We start from the raw sequence: 23717 nt of genomic DNA, 5'->3' as shown, positions 1-23717 counted from the left end.
CGGTGGACCTCGCCGGCGTCTTGCCTGATCGAGAGGTCTGAACTGGGGAGTGTTATTTGAGATCAATACTGGTCACGGCCGCGCTGCTGATCGGGCTGGCCCCGGCGGCCGGCGCGGCCGAGGACGCGGCGACACCCGTCCTGACGTGGCAGGACTGCCAGGACGGTTTCCAGTGCTCGACGGCGAAGGTGCCGCTCGACTACGACCAGCCGTCCGGCGCGAAGATCGACCTGGCGGTCATCCGGCTGCCCGCGACCGACCCGTCCAAGAAGATCGGCTCGCTGTTCGTGAACTTCGGCGGTCCCGGCGCGTCCGGCGTCGACCGGCTGCGGGGCCGCGGCAAGTGGGAGTGGCTGTTCTCGCCGGAACTGAGGGCACGGTTCGACCTGGTGTCCTGGGATCCGCGCGGCATCGGGCGGTCCGCGACCGTGCGGTGCTTCGACACCGTTGAGGAGCAGCAGAACTTCCTCAACTCGATCCCGGTCTACCCGGACACCGCCGCGCAGGAGCCGGCGTTCTACGACTCCTACCGGGAGTTCGTCCGGCGCTGCCAGGCGAAGTCCGGCGACCTGCTGAACCACGTCTCGTCCGCCAACACGGCGCGTGACCTCGACCTGCTGCGCAAGGCCGTCGGCGACAAGAAGCTGACGTACCACGGCATCTCGTACGGCACGCACCTCGGCGCGATCTACGCGAACCTGTTCCCGGACAAGGTTCGCGCGATGGCGTTCGACGGCTCGCTCGACTTCGTCGGCAACGCCACCGGGCACGGCGACCAGGGCACGACCGTGCCGCTGGACACCCGCCAGGACGTGCCGCGCGGGATCGCCGAGACGTTCGAGCAGTTCCTGCGGCTGTGCGCGGCCCCGGGAGCGAAGTGCGCGTTCGCCGGTGGCGATCTGCACAAGAAGTGGGCGGACCTGGTGGCCAAGGTGGCGGCGTCGCCCGTCACCACGCCGGACGGCACCTTCGACCGCGTCGCGCTGATCAGCACCGTCTCTGACGCGCTCGCGCAGCCGGAGACCTGGCAGGACACCGCCAGGATCCTGCAGGGCGTGTGGGAGGCGCCGGCGTCGCTGCGCGCGGCGTCCGAGCCCTACATCACCAACCGCACCGAGGCGTTCAACGCGATCCAGTGCGCGGACAGCGACTTCCCGCGCGACACCGCCGCGTACACCAAGTACGGCAAGAGCGAGGACGAGCGCGTGCCGTACTGGGGCCGTCCCGTGGTCTTCGACATGATGGCCTGCGCGTTCTGGCAGGCCCGTGACGAAGACCGCTACACCGGCCCGTGGAACCGCTGGACGTCGGCGCCGATCCTGTTCATCAACAACAGGTACGACCCGTCGACGCCGCTGCACGGTGCGCACGACGGTGCGGCGGAGATGGCCCGCACCGGGTTCCTCACCGTCGAGGGCTACGGCCACAGCACCATGTTCGTGCACAGCACGTGCGCGGAGAAGGTGAAGCGGGACTACCTCTTCACCGGTGTGCTGCCGACGCAGAAGACGTGCGGGATCGACAAGAGCCCGTTCGCCTGAGGCCTGGCCTGGCTCGATGAAGGGCTCCTTCCTCCACCTCACGTGGATGAAGGAGCCCTTCATCCACGTCGGGCGCGCACTAGCGATCCGCGGTGGTTGCGAGGTGGGCAACGGAGATGGACGGTTCGGCCGGCTGTCGTTCGGCCCGGACCGCGGCGATGCCCGCCAGGATCAGCGCGCCGCCCGCGAGCTGCAGCGGGGAGAGCGCCTCGCCCAGCAGGAGCCAGGCGAACAGGGAGGCGGACACGACCTCCAGCAGCGCGATGAACGACGCGACCCTCGACCCGAGGATCCCGGAGGCGGTGATGCCGGTCGCGTAGGCGAGCGCCGTGCCGAAGACCGCGACGACGAGCAGCGGCACCCACCAGGGCGCGGTGGTGCCGAGCAGAGGCAGATCGTCGAACCTGGCGGTGAACGGCAGCAGGCCGGTCAGCCCGACGAGCGCGAGTACGGGCGCGGCGAGCAGCAGTCCGCCTCCGGCGAGGGCGACGGGCGGCAGGCCGTTGTTGGGGCGTGCGGCGATCACGAAGTACCCGGCGCAGCCGATGGCGGCTCCGAAGGCCGCCGCCAGGCCGATCGGGTCGACGGCCCGGATCGCGCCGGGACCGATCACGAGCACCAGGCCGCCGGCCGCGAGCACCGAGCCGGCCAGGACGACGGGGGCGGGCGTGCGCCTGGTGGTCGCCCAGGTGAAGCCCACCAGCAGCAGAGGCGCGAGGAACTCGATGAGCAGCGCGGTCGCCACCGGGATGCGCTGGATGGCCGCGAAGTAGAGGACCTGGGTGATCGCCACGCCCACCAGGCCCATGCCCAGCACCGGCCACCCGGCCTGCCGGAGCACGGACCACCGGCCGCGCAGCGACAGGACGACGAACGGGAGCAGCACGAGTCCGGCGGTGAGCGCGCGGGCCGTGACGGCGGCCGTGGGAGACCAGCCCGCTTCCAGCAGCGGTTTGACGAACGCCCCGGAGGTGCCGAACGAGGTGAACGACACCACGGCGGCTAACAGACCGGTGGACTTGGACGGGATCCCCATGCTCGCGCCTCCAGCCGTGTCATGGCCTAACCTGATCGACACCCCTGACGCTAGGCGGGTCGACGTAAGGAGTCAATTTGCGTTTTGCCCCTGACACGGAGGAGTCGCTCGCCTTCGTCGTGGTGCTGTGCAACACCGATCCGTCGGCCTCGCGCAGTGGTGAGGACGAGCTGGCCACGGTCGAGGAGCTCAAGGCGTTGCTCGGCCGCTACCCGTACACGGGCCGCATCGACTACGACGAGGCGGAACTGCGCGACGTTCATCGCACACGTGCGCTGCTCCGGCACGTGTGGACCCTTGATCGCGATGACGCCGTCGACGTCGTGAACAAGATGCTGCGCGACGCCAAGGCGCTGCCGTACCTCGCGCGGCACGACGGCCTCGACTGGCACATCCACGCCACCGAGCCGGACTCACCGCTGGCCGAACGGATCCGGGTCGAGTCCGCGCTCGCCCTCATCGACGTGATCCGCATGAACGAGATGGACCGCCTGCGGATCTGCGCGGCCGACGACTGCGCCGGCCTGCTGGTGGACCTGTCCCGCAACGGCCTCAAGCGGTTCTGCAGCGTGCGGTGCGGCAACCGGATGAACATGATCGCGTTCCGGGAGCGCCGCGCGGAACAGGGCTGACCGCGCGCAGCTCTAGTTGATCTCCATGAAGGGCGCCTTACTCCACCTCACGTGGATGAAGGCGCCCTTCATGGAGATCAACGGATGCCCTCAGGTAGCGGTGGTCGCTCGTTCCAGCGTGGTGCGCAGGACGGTCAGCAGCGCGTCGCGGACCGACAGCTTCACGCGGGCGTCGAAGGTGACCAGCGGGACGTGGTCGCCGATCGCGAGCGCCCAGCGGATGTCCGCGACGGCGTGGCTGAGCTTGCCCTCGAAGAGGTTGACGGCGACGACGAACGGCAGGCCCGCCTTCTCGAAGTAGTCCACGGCGGGGTAGCACTCGTCGATGCGGCGGGTGTCGACGATCACGAGCGCTCCCAACGCCCCCAGCACCAGGTCGCGCCACATGAAGCCGAACCGGTCCTGTCCCGGCGTGCCGAACAGGTACAGCTTGATGTCGTCGTCGATCGTGATGCAGCCGAAGTCCAGCGCCACCGTGGTGGTGGTCTTGTCCGGGATGAGGCCGGTGCGGTCCGCCTCCTCGGACGCGGTGGTGATGGCCGCCTCGGTGCGCAGCGGGGTGATCTCGGAGATGGACGACACCGCGGTCGTCTTGCCGACCCCGAAACCACCGGCGATGATGATCTTGACCGGCGTCGGGGTGCGGGGCTCAGCTGATGGCTTCAAGGCGGCGGATGATCCTCTCGATCATGGCGGGGTCACCGGTGAGGGCGGCGGGCGGCCGGTGGACGACGACGTAGCCGAGCGCGGCCAGGTCCGCCACGAGGACCCGGGCCACACCGAGGTGCAGCCCGAGCATCGCGGCGACCTCGGCCACCGACATCGTCCTGCGGCACAGCGCCACGATGTCGCGGCGCTCGAACGTCAGGCTCGGGTGAGATGCCGCGCCGAGCTCACTGGTCTGAACCTGGGCCTCGAGCTCGAGGTTGCGGTCGATCGGCTCGGTCCGCCCGGACGTGAGCAGGTACGGCCGCAGCAGTGAGACGTCTCGGTCCGGCATGCCCTACCGCCCGACCGTGAACTTGAGTTCCTCGATCACCTGCGGACTGAGGACGGCGCTGGCGCGGTTGGCGAACATCGCCATCTCGTAGCCGATCGTGCCGAGACTGGCCTGTTTGGACGCCAGCACGCCCAGCGCGCAGCCGACGCTGATGGTGCAGACGACCAGGTAACCGTGCGCCAGCTCGACGATGACCTTGTCCGGCGCGCCGAGCGGGTGGCAGTCGGACACACCGCCCGCGAGGCTCAGCACGGCCGACGCGATCGCCGCCAGCCGGTCGGCGTTCTCCCGCACCAGGTCCGACGACATCGCGATGAGCAGACCGTCGGAGGACACGGCGATCGCGGCCAGCGCACCGGGAGTGCCTTGCGCGAAACGGGTCACGAGCCAGTTGAAGTTCTGTGCCTCGACGCTGGTCCGTGCTGCGGGGAGGGCGCTCATTCACTGTCCTCTTTCGTCGGTTGCGTGCCTGCTCCGGCGGCGGCGCCCAGCGCCACACCGTTCGCGAACGCGTCGAGCGACGCGCGTTCGGCGGCGGGGTCGCGCTGCTGCCAGGAGGCGGTGTTCTCGAGAGCGTGTTTCGCCGGCGGCGCGGGGGTGTCGGCGCGCAGGCTCGGTGCGAGGCTGGCACCAGGCACCCGCCGGGTGAGCCCCGCGCGGCCTTCCCGTTCCGGCGCGATCGCCGACGGTGCGGCGGGTTGCGGCAGAACCGCCACGCGGGCGATGGCCGACGTCACCAGCGTGATCTCCGTGGAGAGCTCGCCGGAGAGGTGGTCGGGCTCCGCGGGCACGCTCGCCAGCGTGATCGTGGGTTCGTCGTCGCCCATGAACCAGCCGAAGTCCGGGTCCCGCACCGGTTTCGGCGGCGCGGCCGGTGGTGGCGCGGTGAGGCTCTCCCGCGTCAGCAGCGCGGGTGGCACCGTCACCCGCGCGGTCACGCCGCCACCCGTCGTCGGCAGCAGCTCGACGGTGAGCGAGTGCCTGCGTGCCAGTCGTCCCACCACGAAGAGGCCGAGGACGCTGGTCGGCGTGATGTCCAGCCGCTCGCGCTCCACCAGCCGCAGGTTCTCCTCGGCGAGCCTGGCCTCGGTCATGCCGATGCCGTGGTCGGCGATCGCCACGACGCAGGACCCGTCGGCTCCGCGGGCGAGCTCGACCTCCACGGAGGACTGCGGCGGCGAGAACGAGGTCGCGTTGTCCAGCAGCTCGGCGAACAGCTGGATCAGGTCCGCCCCGAGCGCGGGGGCGACCGCGATCTTGCCGACGGCACCGAGCCGGACCCGTTGGTAGTCCTCGATCTCCGCGAGTGCCGAGCGCAGGGCGGTGCCGACCTCCATCGGGCCGGAGATCTTGCTGTCCTCGCGCGTGCCCGCGATCACGAGCAGGCTGTCCGCGGTGCGCCGCAACCGGGTGGAGAGGTGGTCGAGCTGGTACAGGCCGGCGAGCAGCTTCTCGTTCTGCTCGTCGCGCTCCAGCTCGTCGACGAGGGCGAGCTGTCTGCCGACGAGGCTGCGCGTGCGCTTGGCGACGTTGGCGAACATCAGGCTGACGTTGCGCCGCGTGATCGCCTGCCGTTCCACGAGCTGCGCGGCCGTGCCCTGCACGCGGTTGAACGCCTCGGCGAGCCTGCCCAGCTCGTCGCCGGACGCCACGTCGATGTCGCGCAACCGCGGCACCTGGTCGTCGGCCTCCTCGGTGTCGGTCACGCGCACCAGCTCCCGGCCGGCGAGGTCGGCCACCGCGCCCGCCGCGTCGGTGAGGCTGCGCAACGGGTGCGAGATCGAGCGGCGGACGACGATCGCGAGCCACGCCACCAGCGCGAACAGCAGGGCGCCGCCGATGCCCACCGCCCACGCGACGGCGTTGGCGTGGCTCGCCCGTGCCGCGGCCTCGGCGGTGATCTCGTCGGTGACCTCGTCCTGCGCCGCCTTGCGCAGTTTGGCCTGCGCGCTCACCGCGGCGAGCGCCTCCGCCGCGAACGCCGGGCTCGGCTGGCCAGGCAGCCGGGCGGCGAGCTCGTCGACCCGGCGTCCCTCGGTGCCTTCCTCCACCGCGACGACGAGGGCCGCGTGGTCCGGGTCGGCCTGCTGCACGAACCGCTCGGTGAACGCGCGGGCCTGCATCACCGCGTCGCCGAGCAGCTCCTGCCCGGTCTGCCGCCTCGTCGCGGCGATGATCAGGCCGGTGTCGCGCAACGACTGCTGCTCGGTGGCGCGCAGCAGCGCTTCGAGCGCGGTCAGCTGTCTCGTGCCCTCCGCGTCGCCGGTCCGCTGCGGCACCAGCCGCAGCGCGTCGATGATCCCGCTGACGGCGGCGTGGTAGGTCCGCGTGACGCTGTCGGACGAGGCGCTGCCGCGCAGGGCGTTCTGCCGCAGCCCGGTCAGCGAACCCAGGCGCACCAACGCGTTCGCGAGCTCGTCGGACATGTCGGACCCGAGCTCGGTGCGCACGCTCTGTGCCGCGGAGTCCACCGCGCTCTGCTGGCGCTTCAGGTCCGCACCGTCGTCGGAGGGCGACGAGAGGTGCGCGGCGGTGAGCACGCGTTCCCGTTGCAGCTCCCAGATCAGGTTGCCCAGCTCGCGTGCCTGCCGCGCGGACTCGGCGGTGGTCGCGGACGACCGCGCGTCCCCGGCCTGGCCGAGGAGGAACGGCACCGCCACGAGCACGGCCGCGACCAGTCCCGGCACGATCAGCAGGTTCAGCTTCCGGCCGATGGAGTGCCCGTGGAGCAGGCTTCGTACCCGTCTCATCTGATCACCTCACGGCGGTGCGATGCGCGCACGAGATCCTCGACGGACGCGCGCAGCTCGTGGAACACCGGTGTCCGCTTGGCGGTGAGGTCCCTGTCGTCCGCGAGCGGGATGCGGGTCTCGGCGGCGACGCGACCGGGGTCGCTGGCGAGCACGACCACCCTGGTGCCCAGGAACACCGCCTCCTCGACGTCGTGGGTGACCATGAGCACCGTGGTGCCGGTGTCGCGCCAGATCTGCCTGATCAACAGCTGCATGTCCTCCTTGGTCTGCACGTCGAGCGCGCCGAACGGTTCGTCGAGCAGCAGCACGTCCGGCTCGCACACCAGCGCCCTGGCGATCGCGACGCGCTGCTGCTGGCCGCCGGAGAGCTGGCGCGGCAGCGACCGCCGCACGGCCGCGAGTCCGGTCTCCGCGAGGTACCAGTCGACCCTGCGGCGGCGTTCCGCGGTGTCCAGCGCGAGCAGCTCGAGTCCAAAAGCGACGTTGCGCTCCACGGTGCGCCACGGGTAGAGCGATCCGGTCTGGAAGACCAGCCCGCGGTCAGGTCCCGGGCCGGTGATCGGACGGCCCTCGACGGTGATCTCGCCGCTCGTCGGCGTCGTGAGGCCCGCGACCAGCGACAGCAGGGTGGACTTCCCGGAGCCGCTCGCGCCGACCACGCAGAGGAACTCGCGCGGGGACACCGTGAGGCTCACGCCGTCGAGCGCGCGTTTCCGCTGACCGCGCACCCGGTAGTCCTTGCAGACGTCGACCAGTTCCAGCGTCACGCGGCCCACCGCCCCACCAGGGCGCGCACCAGCCGCAGGGCAACGTCGATCATCACGCCGATGACGCCGATCACGACGAGCACCGCGAAGATCCTGTCCGTCTGCAGGAAGCGTTGCGCGCGAACGATCCGGTAGCCGAGTCCGGCCGTGGAGTTGACGAGCTCCGCCACCACCACGAAGTTCCACGCCGCCGCGGCGTTGACCCGCACCGCGTCGATCACGCCCGGCACCGAGTGCGGCACCACCACCTTGCGCAGCACCTCACCGCGGCGTGCGCCGAGCGTGTACGAGACGTCGACGAGCGAGCGCGGCACACCGCGGACGACGTCGGCGGTCATCAGCGTGTTGAAGAAGACCGTGCCCAGGAACAGGATCGCGATCTTGGAGGGTTCACCCAGCCCGAGCCAGATGATGAGCAACGGGATGAACGCGCTCGCGGGCAGGTACCGCAGCAACCCGATCACCGGTTCGAACAACGCCTGCCCCGCGTGGAACGTGCCCATCACGATCCCGAGCGGCACGGACACCAGCACCGCGAGGCCGAAGCCCTCCAGCACCCGCAGGGTGGTCGTCCCCACGTCGACCGCGAGCTCGCCCGAACGCGCCATCTCCCAGCCCGCGGCCAGCACGGCGCCCGGCGACGGCAGGAACGTGGCGGGCACGGCACCGCTCGCGCTGAGCACGACCCAGCAGGCGAACGGCACGGCCAGCGATCCGGCGGCGAGCACGGTCGCGGCCCGGCGCGAGATCGGCGTGCGGATGGTGAGCACCGTGCGGGGCGGACGGGTCCGGCGCGGCAGCGGTGGCCACGCGGCGCGCACGCCCGGCGCGCGGTCGGCCAGCGCGGCGCTCATCGTTGCACCGCCTTGACGAACTTGTCGTCGAACAGCCCGTCCAGGGACGGTCGCTTCGGCGTGAGACCGGTGCTCGTCATGAAGTCCGCGATCTGCCCGGCCTGGTGGTTGAGATGCGTCGGGGTGACGCCCGGCGTGAACGCGTCGATGTTCTGCCGCAACGTGAAGATGGTGGTGCCGGCGTCGTAGGTCCGGTAGTCGCCGGTGCTCACCCCGCCGCGCTTGGCCATGATCTCGACGGCCTGGTCGTGGTTCTGCTTGATCCAGTCGAGCGTGTCGAACCACGTGTTCACCAGCGCCTGCGCCGCCTCCGGGCGGTTCTTCGCGAACGCGCCGGAGACGACGAGGTGGTCGGGGATGGCGCCGGGGAACTCGGCGGAGGTCGCGATCGCGCGGCTGCCCGCGCGTTGCAGGGCGGTGGTGGTGAACGGCGCGAAGGCGCCGACCGCGTCGACCTTGCCCGCGACGAAGGCGGCTGCCGCCGCGTCGGTGGCGAGCGGCACCAGCTCGACGTCCTTCTGCGACAGACCGGCCTCGGTCAGCGCGAGCAGCAGCAGGTAGTGGTCGACGGTGCCCTGCTCGACGGCGACCTTCTTGCCCTTCAGGTCGGCGACCCCCGAGATGCCCTCACGGGCGATCACCTGGTCGTTGCCCGTGGAGTTGTCGTTGACCAGGATGACCGTCTGCTGCGCGCCACCGCTGACCGAGGCGAGGGTGTCGTTGAGCGTCTGGCTGTTGGCGTCGATGGCGCCGCTCGACAACGCGTTGAGGCTGTCGGTGTAGCTGTCGAAGTACTTCAGCTCGACGTCGACGCCGTTCTGGCGGAAGAACCCCTGGTCCTGCGCGACCTGCCACGGGAACCAGCCGGGCCACGCGCTGAATCCCAGCGTGATCTTGCCCGCGGTCGCGGGGGAGGAGGTGCAGGCCGTGCCGCACAGCAACAACAACACCAGTGCGACCAGAAAACGGTTGATGCGGCGGGAGAACAAACCGAACTCCTGTGAGTTTCCGTTGTGGGGGAGGGGTTGACGACCCTCAGATCGGAGGCAGCCCGGGTTCGACAACGGAGCGTATGCCGCTGGCCTCGGTCATCGGGTGTGAACACTTCCTGTACGCATTTTTGACGTGCCTAAATGCGGAGGTCCCCGTGACTCCGTGTCTTTTGTCATGCATCTGGACGAAAAGGTTCGTCAATCCCAGGTGCAATCGAGGTCGCCAAGCCTAGCTGTGCGCGCAACCCCTTCCGCCCGCAGCAAAGGAGATCGGATGGAGCAACGACGTCCGGTATTCCACTCCCGCTAGGTGGAAGGCGCCGTCGTGGCCTGCGGAATTGAGGCTCAAGTGGTCCGAACCAATCGCGCCCCGGTTCGCCGAACTACGATGTTTGGGTCCAATTGGGTGATTTCACTGAGCCATGCGAAGAATCCGGCCTCACGCAGTTGAACTATTTTCGCGTTCACTCCCGAACCACCGGAGGACGGCCTGTTCGAACGATTCCAGGTCAGGTGTGCGCTCGCCCGCCCAGGCGACGACGCCGTCGGGCCGGATCAGCACGGCCCCGGCTCCGAGGTCGTCGACGGCGGCACCGGCCGCGTACCGCAGCTCGTGCTCCCAGGCCGCGACCGGACCCGCCAGCCGCCGGTCGGCGCTGAAGTCGAGCACGACCCCGCGCCCGTCCCGCATCAACTCGCCGAGGTGCGTGCCGTCCTCGAGGCGCCAGCGCGGGGCGTTGCGCCCGACCAGCGGCTGCTCGCTGCCGAGGTCGTACCTGGTCGACAACCCCGTGATCCTCGCGATCACGTAGTTCGTCCCCGCACCGGTCGCGAGCAGCTCCCTGACCACCGCCTGGATCGCCTGACCGTGCGGGTCCGGTCGCATGATCGCCACCTGGGCGCGGGTCCAGTCGAGCGCCAGGGCGCCGACCGGGCGGCGTTCCCGGTCGTAGGTGTCGAGGAGACCCTCCGGTGCGTTTCCCCGCACGGTCGCGGCGAGCTTCCAGCCCAGGTTCACGGCGTCGCCGATGCCGGTGTTGAGGCCCTGCCCGCCCAACGGGGACATGATGTGCGCCGCGTCGCCCGCGAGCAGGACGCGTCCCCGCCGGTAGGTCGTCGCCTGCTTCGCGCGGTCGGTGAAGCTGGAGGCGAGCCGGACGTCGGTGAGCGTCACGTCGATGCCGGACACGCGGCGCAACACCGTCTGCAGGTGGTCGCGGGTCAGCTCCTGCGAGCGGTCGAACGCCCCGCCGTCGAAGTCCATCATCCCGATGTGCCCGGTGGCGGGCATCTGCAGGTACATGCCCGTCGGCGTGAGGTTGAACCCCGGCTTGAGCAGCTCGGGCTCCGCGACGGTGGCGAGCATGACGTAACCGGTGAAGTTCGGTTCCGTGCCGCTGAAGTCGAAGCCCGCGAGCCTGCGCACCGCGCTGCGCCCGCCGTCGCAGCCCACGGCCCACCGCGCCGGGTACTCGTGCCGGCCGTCGCTCACGACCACGGTCTCCTCGTCCTGGGTGATACCGGAAACCGTGACGCCGTACCGAATCTCGACGCCGAGCTTGACGGCCCGCTCGGACAGCACCTCCTCGACCGCGGCGAGGCTCGTCATCACGATCTCCGGCGTCGTGCTGGGCAGCCGGAACGGCAGCGCGTCGAGATCGGCGTCGGCCGGATCGAGCACGATGCCGGCGAAGTGGCCCGCCCCGCGCGGCCTTCCCGGCCCCTCCATGCCGAAATCGGCGTGTCCGCGGTCGAGCAGCGGGTCCAGCACTCCGCGACGGTGGAACAGGTCGACAGAGGCGGTGGACAGGCCCCGCATGCCCAGGGGTGCGGCCCGCCACGGGGAGCCGGAGTCGGGCTCGCGTTCGAGCACGAGGACGGAACAGCCCCTGAGGCCGAGCTCGCAGGCGAGCAGCAGGCCGACCGGGCCCGCGCCCGCGATCACCACGTCATGCATCTCGAAATCCCTTTCCGAAGCCGAATCTCGGCGACACTCCGAGATTGGTCCGGATCGCTGGCACGGCGCGCATCAGGCGCTGACAGCGTGCGCACAAAGGGTGGCAGAACGCTCAGGTGATGGCGGTGCAGAGCTTGCGCGTGAGTTCCTCCAACGCGCGCACGACGTCGTTGAGCGCCGCGATCTGCTCTGCGTACTGCCGGGCCACCTGTTCCAGGTCGGCGGTGCCCGGCGGAGCGCCGGTGGGGACCGAGTTGTGGATCCGCTGTTGTGCGCGATCGGCCATGGCGGATTCGTACAGTTGCGTCAGGTGGTTGCCGTCCGGCTGCAGAACCTGCACGTACGAAGACATGAGATCCGGCGGCGGAATTCGAATTCCTCGCTCGTAGTCCACCATTCCGCTGTGCGCGGTCATCCCGAGCTGCCGGGCGAGCTTGCGCAGTGAAAGTCCGCGTTCGAGCCGCAGGCGGAGCAATTCCTGGCCGAGCAGTTTGTAGGCGCCCCCCAATTTCTTTCTCCCTCCCCCGTTCGCCGCGTCTGATACTGACGCGGGCCGTCGGATGCTGCATCAGCCGAACGGGCTACGAGGTAGCAGGATCTCCTATGGGTACTGTTCAGCGGTCGTATCGAGGTGTTCTCCTGCTGTTCTGAACTTGTTCTGTTGCCGCAGAACGCGGTCGGCGGCGTGTTAGGAATTTGGTGCGGCCGAAATTCCCGCCGCGTTAATTCTCAGGGAGGAAACCGTGAAGACGACGACCAAGATGAAGAAGATCACCGTCCGCCGGACCGGAGACGTCCGCCTGACCACGGCCACCTGCAAGTGTCCGTACAGCGTCGAGGCCTGATCGGCTGAGCCAGTCGGGGACCGCGCCGCCGTGCGCGGTCCCCGGCCACCAGGAGGCGTCAATGAGCGGCGACACGCCGGTGCTTTTCCACGACCTCAGCTTCGTCCCCGAAGGCGACGAGACCGTCGTCGGCCGCCTCGACACCGGGTCCTACGCGGTGCTGCCCGCCGACGGCGCGGCCCTGCTGGGCAGGATGGCCGACGGCATGTCGCCGGAGCGCGCCGCCCAGTGGTACGAGACGGAGTTCGGCGAACCGATCGACATCGAGGACTTCCTGGAGACGTTGCGGGACCTGGGTTTCGTGCGGACCGGCGAGCCGGTCGCGCAGGCGCGCCCGGTCCGGTTCCAGCGGCTCGGCGCGGCGGCGTTCTCACCGGTGGCCTGGGTGGCCTACCTCGCGATCACGGTGACGTGGCTGCTGCTCGGTGCCCGGCACGACGACCTGCTGCCCGACCCGAGCCAGTTCTTCTTCGTGAAGTCCGCGCTGGTGGTGCAGGTGGTGATCACCTTCGGCCAGCTGCCGCTGATCTTCCTGCACGAGGGCTTCCACACCCTCGCGGGACGGCGGCTCGGCCTGCCCAGCAAGCTCGGCATGAGCAACCGGTTCATGTACGTGGTGTTCGAGACGCGGATGAACGGCCTGTTCAGCGTCCCGAGCGGGAAGCGGTACCTGCCGTTCCTGTCCGGCATGCTCGCCGACGTCGTCGTGCTCGGCCTGCTGGGGCTGCTCGCGCACGTGACCCGCGACGCGAGCGGCGCGCTGTCGCTGACCGGCGGGGTCGCGATCGCGCTGGGGTTCACCGTCGTGATGCGCCTGGTCTGGCAGTTCCAGCTCTACCTGCGCACCGACCTCTACTACGTGTTCGCCACCGCGTTGCACTGCCACGACCTGCACGACGCCAGCGTCACGTTGCTGCGCAACAGGATGTGGCGGGTGCTGGGCCGCCCGGAGCGCGTGGTGGACGAAGGGCGGTGGACCGAGCACGACCGCAAGGCCGGCCGCTGGTACGGGCCGTTCGTCGTGGTGGGCATCGCGGTGATGCTGGCGCTGGCGGTGTTCGGCTCGCTGCCGGTCGTCGTGCAGTACGTGGAGATCGTCGGCCGCAACCTCTCCAGCGGACGGCTGGACCTCTACTTCTGGGACGCGGTGGTCTCCCTGGTGATCAACGTCGGCCAGCTCGCGCTGGTCGCCCATCTCGCCCGGCGCAAGCGCCGGATCGGAAGAGAAGTGAGCTGACATGCCTTCACCACAACGGCATCTGCGACTGCGCGGCGGCCGGCGCGCCGACCGTCAGCGGCACCTCGCGGCACTGCGGGACGGCGACGCCCACGTGATCACGGCGATCTGCCACCACCGGCTGCGCGGCCCGTACACGGGCGTGGACACGGTCCTGCGCGAGGTGCTGCCGGACGCCCAGCGGCGCCGGCCCGAGCTGGTCGCCCGCCACCGGGTGGAGCTGCTGTACGGAATCCCGGAGCTGGCCGACCTGATCGGGCCCGCGCCCTCGACGCTGGCGTCGGCCGGGCCGTTCGCCCAGCGCACCCGCTTCTACGGCGCGCAGATGATCCGGTGCATGAGCCAGGGCGTGGTCACGTTCCTGATCGAGCTGGCCCGCGGCCGGTCCGCGGCCGGGGAAGCGCCGCTGTGCCTGGTGTTCGAGGACATGCACGCCGCCGAGCCGACCACGAGCGAGTTCGTCGCACTGCTGGCCCGCCGCTGCGACCCCGCCACCCTGCGGGTCGTCGTGTCCACTGCGGACGAAGTCGCGCCGGAACTGGCCGAGGTGCTGGACCGAGTCGCCGACGACGAGTGCTGCGACGCCGAGCCGGAGCATGATGACCGCGGTCGACATCAGCTGGTCGCCGCTTACGTCCGGTCCGACGGAACCAGCGACAACCAGGCGGAGATCGACGCTTACCACGCAGCTGATCCCGTTGTGCTGCAACGGCTGCACGACGAACGCGCGGACGAGCTGGAACCCGGTGCCGGCTGGGGGACGCTGATCGGCGCGGTCACCTACCACCGCGAACGCGGCGCGGACCCGCACGGCCGCGGCCGGGACGCGCTCGACCGGGCGTTCCAGTTCTGCGTCGAGACCGGGTTCTCCGCCGCCGTGGTGGACCTGGGCCTGCGTGGCCGCGCGGTCATCGACCCGGTGCGGGAGCGCAAGCTGTTCCTGCGGTTCACCCAGCACGCGGCCTCCGCGCTGGTGGCGCTGGACCGGCTGACCGAGTCTCTTGAGCTGTACCTGGACCTGCGCGCCCGGTACACCGACGCCAAGGTGCACATGACGGCCAGCTACAGCATCGCCATGCTGCACACCAGGTTCTTCGTCCCGCGCGACCACGAGGCCGCGGTCGGCTGGCAGAACAACGCCTACACGCTGGCGTCGCTGCTGCCCGACCCCGACGAGCGCCGCACGTACTCGGTGTTCCAGGCCAACGGGCTGGCGCTGGTCGAGATGCACCGCGGCAACCTGGCGCGGGCGCTGGAGCTCGTCGACGGCGGCATCGCCCGGCTCGACGAGGAGCTCGACGACCAGGAGTGGGTGCTGCACCGCTCGCAGCTGTTCTACAACCGCGCGCGCCTGCACGCCGCGCTCGGCCGCACCGACGAGGCCTACGCCGAGTTCTCCGAGCTCATCGAGCTCGACCCGCTCTACACCGACTACCTGAGCGAGCGGGCCAAGATCTCCCGCAAACGCGGTGACCTCCAGGCCGCGCTCGCGGACTACGACCGCGCCGTGCAGATCGGCCCGCCGTTCCCCGAGCTGTACTACAACCGGGGAACCGCGCGGCTCGCGGTCGACGACGTCGAGGGCGCGTTCGCCGACTTCGACTACGTGCTGGAGATGGAGCCCGGTGACGTCGACACCCGCCTCACCCGCGCGGAACTGCTGCTCGCCGGTGGTGACGTGGCGGCGGCACACGCCGACGTCGTGGCGGGGCTCCGGCTGGCCCCCGACGAGCCGCGGCTGCTCGCCATGCTCGGCACCATCGAGCTCGAACAGGACCAGCCGGAACAGGCGCTGCCGCATCTGGACGCCGCGCTCGCCGGTGACCCGCGCTATCCCGCCGCGCTGGTCAACCGCGCGGTCGCGCACTTCCGGCTGGGCAACGCCGCGACCGCCGTCGACGACCTCACCGTGGCGTTGGACGTGGTCGGCGCCGACCCGGACGTCCTGCTCAACCGCGGCATGGCCTACCTCGCGTGCGCACAGGCGGAGCTGGCGATGCGGGACTTCGACGCGGCGCTCGCGCTGCCCGGCGCGGACGTCGACGAACTGCGGCACCAGCTCGAACTGTGCCGTTGAGTCCGCCGCGGCGTCGCCGGTGCTCGATGAAGGGCTCCTTCCTCCACCTGGGGTGCAATGCCAGGAACTCAAGCGGCGACACGTTGCGCCGGCCTTCGCGGGCAGGCTCGGGCCTCGCCAGGCGCGCGGTGACGTGGATGAAGGCGCCCTTCATCCACGCCAGGTGGATGAAGGAGCCCTTCATCCACGTCGGGTTTTGCTCCTCGTCGGGCGGGAATTTCAGACCGGTGCCGGACCGAGCGGGTAAGGTCAGGTGTCTTGTGGCACTGACGGGCGGTAGCTCTGAGTGAATGGTGACAACGCCCAAGATCGGCGGGAGCGGGAACTGGTCGACCGCGAACACGCGGCGGACAGCCGTGAACGCGCGGCCGACCTGCGAGAGTGGATGGCGGACGAGCGGGAGCGGCTCGCCGACGTGCGCGAGCAGACCGCTGACGAGCGCGAGAACAGAGCGGACGTCCGCGAGCACCGGCTCACCGAACGGCAGGCCGAACTGGACGAACGCGGCCGCCGGATGCGCCTCGCCGCCGACAGCCACATCGACCGGAGCAAGGACACCCTGGATCTCGCCCGCGCCGCGATCCACCGGTCCCAGCAGCGGCTGGAGCGGGCGGACGCCGCGCTGCGGCGCGCCGAGCGCCGCACTGATCGTGAACAGGCCGAGATCGACCGCGAGACCAGGAGCACCCTTCGCCAGGTGCACGACGAGGACTGACGCTGCTCCGTTTGCCCGCCTGCGCACCGGGTACCCGGTTGCTTCCTCCATCTGCGGAGAACAGCGGGGCGGGGCATTGGACACGTGTGAGTCAGGTGAGAAGAAGCCGTCGGAAGCAGGTGACATGACGAGCCACGGGCTCCCCGACGTGTCGCCCCCGTTGGTGCAGATCAGGCGGTGGCTGCGGGCGAAGCTCGTGAGCTTTCCGGACGACCTCCTCGGCGACATCCTGCTCGTGTGCACGGAGCTCGTCAGCAACGCCTACGACCACGCCCGCGGTCCGCGTGATGTCCGGGTCGAGCTGGAGGCGGGCGGCCGGGTGGTCCGCGTGGAGGTCGACGACGGCAGCCCGCAGGCGCTGCCCGCACCGGGCAGGTCGTCGGCCGGGGCGTTCCGCGGGCGCGGCCTGACGCTGGTCGAGTGCATCGCGAGCCGGTGGGGTGTGCTGAACCGCGGTGACCGCAAGACGGTCTGGGCCGAGTTCTCGTTCGACTCGCCGCACCCGGCCTGACGCGTTCCTCAGCCGGCCGACCTGGCGCTCCGAGCCGCGTGCAGGGCCTGCTCCACGTCCGGGTACAGCTCCAGCACCTGGTCGAGCCCGGATGCCGTGATCGTGCGCAGCACCGCACGATGCGACGCCGCGATCCGCAACGGGATCCGCGCCTCGCGGGCGCGGCGCTGGTGCTTCAGGAGCTCGTTGAGCCCGGCCGACCCGAAGAACGTGATCTCGGACAGGTCGACGACGACCGGGAACGGTGGTGTCGCCATCGCCAGCGCGGTCCGCAGTTCGAGCCGCAGCGCGGGCACGGTGTCCTGGTCCAGGTTACCGGCGGCGCGCACGACGATCGCGAGCCCGTGCACTTCGCGTTGCACGTGCAGTGGAAGGTGGAAGGTGTTCGCCATCGCTGAGCCCCTCACGACCGGACGTCGGAAGCAGAACACAGCTGCAGGCTCAACTGCTCACCCTGAACTTTAGCCGTTCAAACGACAATCGCAACCCGGGAGCGTCTCACCACCCGACCGGCATGCGCTGGGCGCCGCGCACCGGCATCTCTGTCTTCCACACGACCTCCCCGGCGACGTGCAGGCCGGGCAGGCCGCCGAGCAGCGCGCGCAGGCCTTCCTGCAGCTCGATCCTGGCGAGCTGCGACCCGAGGCAGTGGTGCACGCCGTGCCCGAAGCCGAGGTGCGGGTTCTCGCCCCGGTCGAAGCGCAGCACGTCGGGGCCGGGGAACTGCCGGGGATCCCGGTTGGCCGACGCGAAGTCGACCACCACGGGTTCGCCCGCGCGCACCAGCACGCCGCCGACCTCGACGTCCTCGGTGGCGTAACGCGGGAAACCGGGTCCGTAGCTCAGCGGCGTGAACCGCATGAGCTCCTCGACCGCGGCGGGCATCAGGTCGAGGTCGGCGCGCAGCTCGGCCAGCCGTTCGGGGTGGGCCAGCAGCACCACGACGAAGTTGGGCAGGTGCGAGGCGGTGGTCTCGTGCCCGGCGACCAGCAGCCCGTTGCACATGTCGATCAGTTCCAGCTCGGAGAGCCGGTCGTGCTCGTCGCGAGCCTCGATCAACGCGGTCATGAGGTCGTCGGCGGGCGCGGCGCGCCGTGCGGCGATGAGTCCGCTCATGTACTCGCGGAAACCCTCGCGGTTCGCGGCGAACTGCTCGGCGGTGGTCTTGTTCGTGGACAGGAACGCGTCGCTCCACGCCCGGAACTTCGGCCGGTCGGCCACCGGCACGCCGAGCAGCTCGCAGATCACCACGACCGGCAGCGACAACGCGAAGTGCTCCACCAGGTCCACCGGTTGGCCCCTGGCCACCATCTCGGCCACGAGCTCCTCGGCCAGCCGCCGGATCCGCGGCCGCAGCTGCGCCACCCGGCGCACGGTGAACGCCTTCGCCACGAGCTTGCGCAGCCGGGTGTGGTCCGGCGGGTCCTTCACGATCATCCCGCTGTCGAGCTTGCCCGGTGTCATCCTCGGCACGTCGGCCGCGACGGCCATCGCCCGGCTGAACCTCCGGTCGCCCAGCACGAACCGGACGTCGTCGTAGCGGACCGCCAGCCACGCCGGCTCGCCGTAGGGGAGCTGGATCCGCATCATTCCGGGCGCGTCGCGCGCCTGTGCGTAAGCCGGGTGAACCTCCAGCCCCGCCGCCGAGCCGAACGGGTAGGTGACGGGATCGATGTGCGTCGTACCGCTCACCTTTCGTTTGTAGCGAGGTGTTTCCGGGGAGAACACCGCTGATCGGTCGTCTGTCATGCGGCCCGTCTTCTGCCCTCCCAACATGGATGTCGTCGCGCTGTGCGGTCACGGGAGCAGAGGAGTGAGCACGTGTTGCCTGGTGGGAAGTCGGGTCTGGCACGACGGGTGCTGCTGGTGGTGACGGCGCTGGGACAGGTGGTGAGCCCGCTGGTCGTGGCCGCGGTGGGCGGAGGTGAGTTCACCACGGCGAACCGCGCCGGGGAGCCTCCGATCGTGCCGGCCGGGTACGCGTTCTCGATCTGGGGCCTGGTCGAGGTTTTGTGCCTCGCGTACGCGGTGTGGGCGCTGGCGACCCGGACTTCCGGACAGCAGCTGCGCGACCGGTTGGCACGGCCGCTGTCGTTGGTGTTCGCCGGTTTCACCGCCTGGCTGATCGCCGCCGAGCTCGAACCGCTGTGGACGACAGTCGTGATCTTCGCCGTGATGCTCGCCGGGTTGCTCGGAGCCCTCTTCATCGCGCTGGACCACCGCGCCGAGATCGCGCGGTGGGCGCGCGCACCCCGGTTGCTGTTGTGGTCGATGCTGGGCGTGTACACCGGGTGGAGCAGCGTGGCGATCTGGGTGAACCTGACCACCGCCCTCGTCGGCAGCGGAGCGCCCGTTGACGGACCTGCCGGCCTGGCCGGTCAGATCGCGATCCTCGCCGGAGCCACCGCGACCGCCGTGGCGTTGCTGCGCCGCACGTCCGGATTGCTGCCGTACGGGCTCGCGGTCGCTTGGGCGCTCATCGCGGTGGTGGTCGGCACCGCGGAGGCGCGGCAACCCGTGCTGTCGGCGATCGCGGCGGTGGCGCTCCTGCTCACCGCCGTGGCGACGGCGCGGTTCCGCCGACGTTCCCCTCTGCCGGTCTGACGCGCTGCCGTTGTGCAGACCCGCCGCCCCGCCCATACGGTCAATGCGGGAGGTCGAGATGCGAAGCCAGTACGAGTACCTCGCCGTGTTGGCGGTGTCCGTGCTCATCACGGTGCCGCTGGAGTGGCTGGGCAGTGGCGTCTACCGGCGTGCCGGGGAGCTGGTGCGCGCTGTCGCTCCCGTGATGACCGTTCTCGTGGTCTGGGACGTCATCGCGATTGCGCGCGGGCATTGGAGTTTTCACCCCGAGGCCATCACGGGCGTGGCGATCGGCGGACTGCTGCCGGTGGAGGAAGTCCTGTTCTTCCTTGCCATTCCGATCTGTGCGGTGCTGACCTACGAGGCTGTGCGCGGACGTTCGGCGCGTTGGTCGAGCGATGGTTGAGGAGTACCTGGTGGCCGCGTGCGCGGCGGTGCTGCTCGTGGTCGCTCTGGAGTTGTTGGTGTTGCGCACCGGGCTGTTCCTCCGGCCCGCGTACTGGGTCACGATGGCGATCGTGCTGGCGTTCCAGGTGCCGGTGGACGGGTGGCTGACCAAGCTCGAGGCGCCGGTCGTGGTGTACGCGGACTGGGCGATCAGCGGGGTGCGGATGCCTTGGGACATCCCGGTCGAGGACTTCCTCTACGGCTTCGCGATGGTCACCGCCGTGTTGTTGCTGTGGGAGCGGGGAAGGGCGGCACGTGAACAAGCTTGAGGTGCCGGGGAAGTTCGACCGGGCCGCCCGAGGCTACGACCTGCTCGTCGGGCTGAATCCGGGCTATCACGAGGCTTTGCGCCGTTCGGCCCGTGCGCTCGGGCTGCGGCCGGGCATGCGGGTGCTCGACCTCGGCTGTGGCACGGGCGCGTCGACCGCGGCTCTGGTGGCGGCCGCGCCGGGGGTGGAGATCGTCGCGGTGGACGCGTCGGAGGGCATGCTCGCGCGGGCGCGGGACAAGCGCTGGCCGGCCACCGTGCGGTTCGTGCACAGCCGCGCCGAGGACGTCGACGAGGGAGAGTTCGACGCGGTGTTCGCCGCCTACCTGGTGCGCAACCTGCCCGAGCCGGATGGTGCGTTGCGGCGCGTGCGGGACCTGTTGAAACCAGGCGGACCGTTGGTGCTGCACGAGTATTCGGTACGCGACTCGGTGGTGAGCACGGCACTGTGGACGGTGTTGTGCGGGTTCATCGTGCCCGCGGGGTGGCTGGCCACCGGTGACCGTTCGCTCTACACCTACCTGTGGCGCAGCGTGATGGACTTCGACGGTGCCGGTGCGTTGCGCGACCGTTTGCGGCGCAACGGTTTCGTGGGCGTGCGCAGCGCACCGGTGCCGGGTCTGCAGCTCGGGATGGTGCACACCTTCGTCGGCCGCAGGCCGGAACGGGAGCAGCGGTGAGGGATCGCAGGGCGGTGCGGGTCCCCGCGCCGCGGGGACGTGCGCAGTTCAGCGGCGAGGCGCCGGTCGTGGTCGTGGTGGGTGGCGGGATCGCGGGCCTGTCCGCGGCGACGCTGCTGGCCGAGCGCGGTGCGCGGGTCGTGCTGTGCGAACGGGAGAAGTACCTCGGCGGCCGGGTCGGGGGCTGGAGCACGCGGCTCGCCGACGGCAGCGAGGTCACGATGACCCGCGGCTTTCACGCGTTCTTCCGCCAGTACTACAACCTGAGGGCGCTGCTGCGGCGGGTCGATCCGGCCGGCCGCGCGCTCGTCGGCCTGCCGGACTACCCGCTGCTGCACGCCTCCGGGCATCGGGACGGTTTCGCCGGGTTGCCGACTTCCGTGCCGTGGAACGCGCTCGCGTTCCTGCGCGACAGCCCGACGTTCCGGTGGCGCGACCTGCCGGGCGTCGACGCACGGGCGGCGTTGTCGTTGCTGGACGTGTCGGTGCCGCGGGTCTACGAGGAGCTGGACGGCCTCGACGCCGCCTCCTACCTGCAACGGCTCCGCTTTCCCCGCCCGGCGCACGCGCTCGCGTTCGAGGTGTTCTCGCGCAGCTTCTTCGCGCACCCCAGCCGGATGTCGGCCGCGGAGCTCGCGGTGATGTTCCACATCTACTTCCTCGGATCGAGCGAGGGGCTGCTGTTCGACGTGGCGGCGGACCCGTTCCCGCACGGCCTGTGGGAACCGCTCGGCCGCCACCTCACCTCGCTGGGCGCCGCGGTGTGCACCGGCGTGGACGTCCGGTCCGTGCGGCCGGGTGAGCAGAAGCGGTTCGCGGTGACCATCGGCGGCGGCTCGATCGAGGCGGACGCCGTGGTGCTCGCCACCGACGTGTCCGGCCTGCGCGCGATCATCGGCGCCTCACCCGCACTCGGCGACGCGCGGTGGCGCGGGCAGGTCGCCGAACTGCGCACGGCACCGCGGTTCCTGGTGTCGCGGTACTGGCTGGACCGGCCGGTGGACCCGGACCGGCCGGGGTTCCTCGGCACGAGCGGGCACGACCTGCTCGACAACATCAGCGTGCTCAACCACTACGAGCACGAGGCGCGGGCGTGGGCCGCGCGCACCGGCGGCGCGGTGGTGGAGCTGCACGGGTACGCGCTCCCTTCCGACGTGAGCGAGGCGGAAGCCCGTGCCCGGCTCTGGGAGCAGCTCACCGAGGTGTACCCGGAGACCAAACCGGCCGGCGTGGTCGACGAACGGCACGAGCTGCGCGAGGACTGCCCGCTCTTCCCCGCGGGCGGCTACCGGGACCGGCCGGGCGTGCGCACCCCGGACGACTTCCTGGTCCTCGCCGGCGACCTGGTGCGCGTCGATCTCCCGGTCGCGCTGATGGAACGGGCCGCCACCACGGGCTTCGCGGCGGCCAACCACCTCCTGGGGCAATGGGGTGTCGCGGGCACCGACCTGTGGACCGTGCCTCGGCAGGGCCGCGTGCCGTTGTTGCGCGGGGTGGCCCGCCGTTGGAGGACGTTGTGATCGTGGTGGTGGGAGCAGGCCTGGCGGGGCTGAGCGCCGCGCTGGAGCTGACCGCCGCCGGTGCCGAGGTCACCGTGCTGGAGGCGGCGGACGAGGTCGGCGGCAGGGTGCGGACGGACGTCGAGGACGGCGTGCGGTTCGACCGGGGCTTCCAGATCCTGTTGCCGGCCTACCCGGAACTGGAACGCCTCGACCTCGGGCCGTTTCCGCTGCGCCGCCTGAGATCCGGTGTGTTCGTGCACGACCACGGCAGGCACGACCTGCTCGCCGACCCGCGCAGCGGGCGTTCGGCGTGGAACGGGCTGCTGTTGCAGCACGTCCTGGGCGCGCGTGACCTGACGGCACTGGCCGGGTTCTCGGCACGCGACGCGTTCGGCCCGGTCCGGCCGTTGCTCACCGCGCCTGACCGCCCGGCGTACGACGAGCTGCGCAGCCTCGGGATCACCGAGCGCGCGGTGGAGAAGGTGTGCCGGCCGTTCCTGTCCGGGGTGTTCCTGGAACGGGAGCTGAGGACGTCGTCGCGGTTCTTCCACCTGGTGTGGCGCAGCTTCGCGCGCGGGGGAGCGGCGGTCCCGGCGCTGGGCATGGGTGAGCTGCCCAAGGCGATGGCAGCGCGGTTGCCCGACGGGACCGTGCAGCTGCAGAGCGCAGTGCGGGCAGTGCACGACAACGGGGTCGATCTGGAGGAAGGCGGGCGAGTGGACGCCGACGCGGTCGTGGTGGCGACGGACGGCACAACGGCGTCGCGCTTGCTGCCCGGCCTGGCCGAGCCGCGGTGGAACGGCGTGACCACCTGGTACTTCCGGCCGCCCCGCTCCCCGTTGCGCGACGGGTGCCTGGTCGTCGACGCGAACGGCGGCCCGGTCGTGAACACCGCGGTGATGTCGGAGGTCTCCCGCCCGTACTCGCCGCGCGCCCCGCTGGTGCAGGCCACCGTGCTGGACCAGGCGTCCGAACAGGACGTTCGCGCCCACCTGAACCGTTTGTACGGCACGGACACCAGCCGATGGGAGGTCCTGCGGCGGTACGAGATCCCGCGAGCACTGCCGGCGATGGACGCACCTCACCCGCTGCGCCGGTCGGTCCGCGCGGGCGGCCGCCGGTACGTGTGCGGCGACCACCGCGACACCAGTTCGATCCAGGGCGCGCTGCACTCCGGCCGCCGGGCGGCGCGCGCCGTGCTCGCCGACCTGAAGTTCCAAGCGCCTCGCCAGAGGTCTTGCCCGTAACCCGCCTGCCGGTCAGTTAGGTGGATGAAGGGCGCCTTCCTCCACCTGGTGTGGATGAAGGCGCCCTTCATCC

At 70.6% G+C, this 23717-nt stretch carries 24 protein-coding genes; 12 read left to right on the top strand and 12 right to left on the bottom strand.

Translation table 11 applies throughout. The annotated features are described in order from the left end of the window. The first annotated feature begins 56 nt into the window (after window positions 1-56). Window positions 57-1541, top strand: coding sequence for an alpha/beta fold hydrolase (locus tag ABZV40_RS36520; protein WP_355452479.1), 1485 nt, complete (start codon window positions 57-59; stop codon window positions 1539-1541). A gap of 79 nt (window positions 1542-1620) precedes the next feature. On the opposite strand, the gene ABZV40_RS36515 is transcribed toward ABZV40_RS36520, so the two are convergent. Beyond that, window positions 1621-2577, bottom strand: coding sequence for an EamA family transporter (locus ABZV40_RS36515; RefSeq protein WP_355452476.1), 957 nt, complete (start codon window positions 2575-2577; stop codon window positions 1621-1623). 77 nt (window positions 2578-2654) lie between these two features. Here ABZV40_RS36515 and ABZV40_RS36510 point away from each other — a divergent pair, with 77 nt between their 5' ends. After that, window positions 2655-3209 carry a CGNR zinc finger domain-containing protein gene (locus tag ABZV40_RS36510; protein WP_355452473.1) on the top strand — a complete coding sequence of 185 codons (555 nt, stop codon included), beginning with the start codon at window positions 2655-2657 and terminating at the stop codon, window positions 3207-3209. A 90-nt stretch (window positions 3210-3299) separates the two neighbouring features. Here ABZV40_RS36510 and ABZV40_RS36505 read toward each other — a convergent pair whose 3' ends face one another. The 9 genes from ABZV40_RS36505 to ABZV40_RS36465 form a co-directional block, all read right to left on the bottom strand. Beyond that, window positions 3300-3875, bottom strand: a complete 576-nt coding sequence (locus tag ABZV40_RS36505; RefSeq protein ID WP_355452470.1) for an ATP/GTP-binding protein — start codon at window positions 3873-3875, stop codon at window positions 3300-3302. After that, entirely contained in the window at window positions 3859-4209 is a 351-nt protein-coding gene (locus ABZV40_RS36500; RefSeq protein WP_355452467.1) for a DUF742 domain-containing protein, read from the bottom strand. The genes ABZV40_RS36505 and ABZV40_RS36500 overlap by 17 nt, the downstream gene beginning before the upstream one ends. Window positions 4210-4212: 3 nt before the next feature. Beyond that, complete coding sequence (locus ABZV40_RS36495; RefSeq protein WP_355452464.1) at window positions 4213-4650, bottom strand: roadblock/LC7 domain-containing protein; 438 nt, start codon at window positions 4648-4650, stop codon at window positions 4213-4215. Then, window positions 4647-6959: a nitrate- and nitrite sensing domain-containing protein gene (locus ABZV40_RS36490; protein ID WP_355452461.1), complete on the bottom strand. Its 2313-nt coding sequence runs from the start codon at window positions 6957-6959 to the stop codon at window positions 4647-4649. The genes ABZV40_RS36495 and ABZV40_RS36490 overlap by 4 nt, the downstream gene beginning before the upstream one ends. Next, window positions 6956-7729 carry an ABC transporter ATP-binding protein gene (locus tag ABZV40_RS36485; RefSeq protein WP_355452458.1) on the bottom strand — a complete coding sequence of 258 codons (774 nt, stop codon included), beginning with the start codon at window positions 7727-7729 and terminating at the stop codon, window positions 6956-6958. Before ABZV40_RS36485 ends, ABZV40_RS36490 begins: the two co-directional genes overlap by 4 nt. Further along, the gene (locus ABZV40_RS36480; protein ID WP_355452455.1) at window positions 7726-8583 is read right to left on the bottom strand and encodes an ABC transporter permease; all 858 of its coding nucleotides are present in this window, start codon (window positions 8581-8583) and stop codon (window positions 7726-7728) included. Before ABZV40_RS36480 ends, ABZV40_RS36485 begins: the two co-directional genes overlap by 4 nt. Next, window positions 8580-9572, bottom strand: a complete 993-nt coding sequence (locus ABZV40_RS36475; protein WP_355452452.1) for an ABC transporter substrate-binding protein — start codon at window positions 9570-9572, stop codon at window positions 8580-8582. The genes ABZV40_RS36480 and ABZV40_RS36475 overlap by 4 nt, the downstream gene beginning before the upstream one ends. 442 nt (window positions 9573-10014) lie before the next feature. Then, window positions 10015-11532, bottom strand: coding sequence for an FAD-dependent monooxygenase (locus tag ABZV40_RS36470; protein WP_355452450.1), 1518 nt, complete (start codon window positions 11530-11532; stop codon window positions 10015-10017). A gap of 112 nt (window positions 11533-11644) precedes the next feature. After that, entirely contained in the window at window positions 11645-12040 is a 396-nt protein-coding gene (locus tag ABZV40_RS36465) for a helix-turn-helix domain-containing protein (RefSeq protein ID WP_355452447.1), read from the bottom strand. Between the two features lie 398 nt (window positions 12041-12438). Here ABZV40_RS36465 and ABZV40_RS36460 point away from each other — a divergent pair, with 398 nt between their 5' ends. From ABZV40_RS36460 to ABZV40_RS36445, 4 genes are all read left to right on the top strand, one after another. After that, on the top strand, window positions 12439-13614 hold the full coding sequence (locus ABZV40_RS36460; RefSeq protein WP_355452444.1) for a hypothetical protein: 1176 nt from the start codon (window positions 12439-12441) through the stop codon (window positions 13612-13614). A 1-nt stretch (window position 13615) separates the two neighbouring features. Beyond that, a complete protein-coding gene (locus ABZV40_RS36455) occupies window positions 13616-15691 on the top strand; it encodes a tetratricopeptide repeat protein (RefSeq protein ID WP_355452441.1) in 2076 nt (691 codons plus the stop codon). A gap of 286 nt (window positions 15692-15977) precedes the next feature. Then, entirely contained in the window at window positions 15978-16406 is a 429-nt protein-coding gene (locus ABZV40_RS36450) for a hypothetical protein (RefSeq protein WP_355452438.1), read from the top strand. Window positions 16407-16530: 124 nt separating this feature from the next. Continuing rightward, window positions 16531-16917 carry an ATP-binding protein gene (locus ABZV40_RS36445; RefSeq protein WP_355452435.1) on the top strand — a complete coding sequence of 129 codons (387 nt, stop codon included), beginning with the start codon at window positions 16531-16533 and terminating at the stop codon, window positions 16915-16917. An 8-nt stretch (window positions 16918-16925) separates the two neighbouring features. On the opposite strand, the gene ABZV40_RS36440 is transcribed toward ABZV40_RS36445, so the two are convergent. After that, window positions 16926-17309: an STAS domain-containing protein gene (locus tag ABZV40_RS36440; RefSeq protein ID WP_355452432.1), complete on the bottom strand. Its 384-nt coding sequence runs from the start codon at window positions 17307-17309 to the stop codon at window positions 16926-16928. Between the two features lie 106 nt (window positions 17310-17415). Further along, a complete protein-coding gene (locus ABZV40_RS36435) occupies window positions 17416-18609 on the bottom strand; it encodes a cytochrome P450 (protein WP_355452429.1) in 1194 nt (397 codons plus the stop codon). 129 nt (window positions 18610-18738) lie between these two features. Between ABZV40_RS36435 and ABZV40_RS36430 the strand changes: the two genes are divergently transcribed. Genes ABZV40_RS36430 through ABZV40_RS36405 form a run of 6 tightly spaced genes read left to right on the top strand, consistent with a single transcriptional unit; the run spans window position 18739 to window position 23644 of the window. Beyond that, window positions 18739-19521 (top strand): hypothetical protein, encoded by a 783-nt coding sequence (locus ABZV40_RS36430; RefSeq protein WP_355452427.1) that lies wholly within the window; start codon window positions 18739-18741, stop codon window positions 19519-19521. 43 nt (window positions 19522-19564) lie between these two features. Then, the gene (locus tag ABZV40_RS36425) at window positions 19565-19906 is read left to right on the top strand and encodes a lycopene cyclase domain-containing protein (RefSeq protein WP_355452424.1); all 342 of its coding nucleotides are present in this window, start codon (window positions 19565-19567) and stop codon (window positions 19904-19906) included. Beyond that, complete coding sequence (locus ABZV40_RS36420) at window positions 19899-20216, top strand: lycopene cyclase domain-containing protein (protein ID WP_355452421.1); 318 nt, start codon at window positions 19899-19901, stop codon at window positions 20214-20216. Before ABZV40_RS36425 ends, ABZV40_RS36420 begins: the two co-directional genes overlap by 8 nt. Then, entirely contained in the window at window positions 20203-20895 is a 693-nt protein-coding gene (locus tag ABZV40_RS36415) for a class I SAM-dependent methyltransferase (RefSeq protein ID WP_355452418.1), read from the top strand. Before ABZV40_RS36420 ends, ABZV40_RS36415 begins: the two co-directional genes overlap by 14 nt. Continuing rightward, entirely contained in the window at window positions 20892-22415 is a 1524-nt protein-coding gene (locus ABZV40_RS36410; RefSeq protein WP_355452415.1) for an FAD-dependent oxidoreductase, read from the top strand. The genes ABZV40_RS36415 and ABZV40_RS36410 overlap by 4 nt, the downstream gene beginning before the upstream one ends. After that, window positions 22400-23644: an NAD(P)/FAD-dependent oxidoreductase gene (locus ABZV40_RS36405; protein ID WP_355452412.1), complete on the top strand. Its 1245-nt coding sequence runs from the start codon at window positions 22400-22402 to the stop codon at window positions 23642-23644. Before ABZV40_RS36410 ends, ABZV40_RS36405 begins: the two co-directional genes overlap by 16 nt. Window positions 23645-23717 lie beyond the last annotated feature (73 nt).

Source organism: Lentzea sp. NPDC004782 (assembly GCF_040609115.1).
Classification (GTDB): Bacteria; Actinomycetota; Actinomycetes; order Mycobacteriales; family Pseudonocardiaceae; genus Lentzea.
This window is presented reverse-complemented; position numbering and strand designations above follow the sequence as displayed.

Bases quoted from the DNA above. Each gene is read 5' to 3' on its own strand.
- ABZV40_RS36445 (WP_355452435.1), top strand. From the start codon at position 16,531: ATGACGAGCCACGGGCTCCCCGACGTGTCGCCCCCGTTGGTGCAGATC.
- ABZV40_RS36460 (WP_355452444.1), top strand. From the start codon at position 12,439: ATGAGCGGCGACACGCCGGTGCTTTTCCACGACCTCAGCTTCGTCCCC.
- ABZV40_RS36515 (WP_355452476.1), bottom strand. From the start codon at position 2,577: ATGGGGATCCCGTCCAAGTCCACCGGTCTGTTAGCCGCCGTGGTGTCG.
- ABZV40_RS36420 (WP_355452421.1), top strand. From the start codon at position 19,899: ATGGTTGAGGAGTACCTGGTGGCCGCGTGCGCGGCGGTGCTGCTCGTG.
- ABZV40_RS36455 (WP_355452441.1), top strand. From the start codon at position 13,616: ATGCCTTCACCACAACGGCATCTGCGACTGCGCGGCGGCCGGCGCGCC.
- ABZV40_RS36470 (WP_355452450.1), bottom strand. From the start codon at position 11,532: ATGCATGACGTGGTGATCGCGGGCGCGGGCCCGGTCGGCCTGCTGCTC.
- ABZV40_RS36500 (WP_355452467.1), bottom strand. From the start codon at position 4,209: ATGCCGGACCGAGACGTCTCACTGCTGCGGCCGTACCTGCTCACGTCC.
- ABZV40_RS36440 (WP_355452432.1), bottom strand. From the start codon at position 17,309: ATGGCGAACACCTTCCACCTTCCACTGCACGTGCAACGCGAAGTGCAC.
- ABZV40_RS36480 (WP_355452455.1), bottom strand. From the start codon at position 8,583: ATGAGCGCCGCGCTGGCCGACCGCGCGCCGGGCGTGCGCGCCGCGTGG.
- ABZV40_RS36490 (WP_355452461.1), bottom strand. From the start codon at position 6,959: ATGAGACGGGTACGAAGCCTGCTCCACGGGCACTCCATCGGCCGGAAG.
- ABZV40_RS36425 (WP_355452424.1), top strand. From the start codon at position 19,565: ATGCGGGAGGTCGAGATGCGAAGCCAGTACGAGTACCTCGCCGTGTTG.
- ABZV40_RS36495 (WP_355452464.1), bottom strand. From the start codon at position 4,650: ATGAGCGCCCTCCCCGCAGCACGGACCAGCGTCGAGGCACAGAACTTC.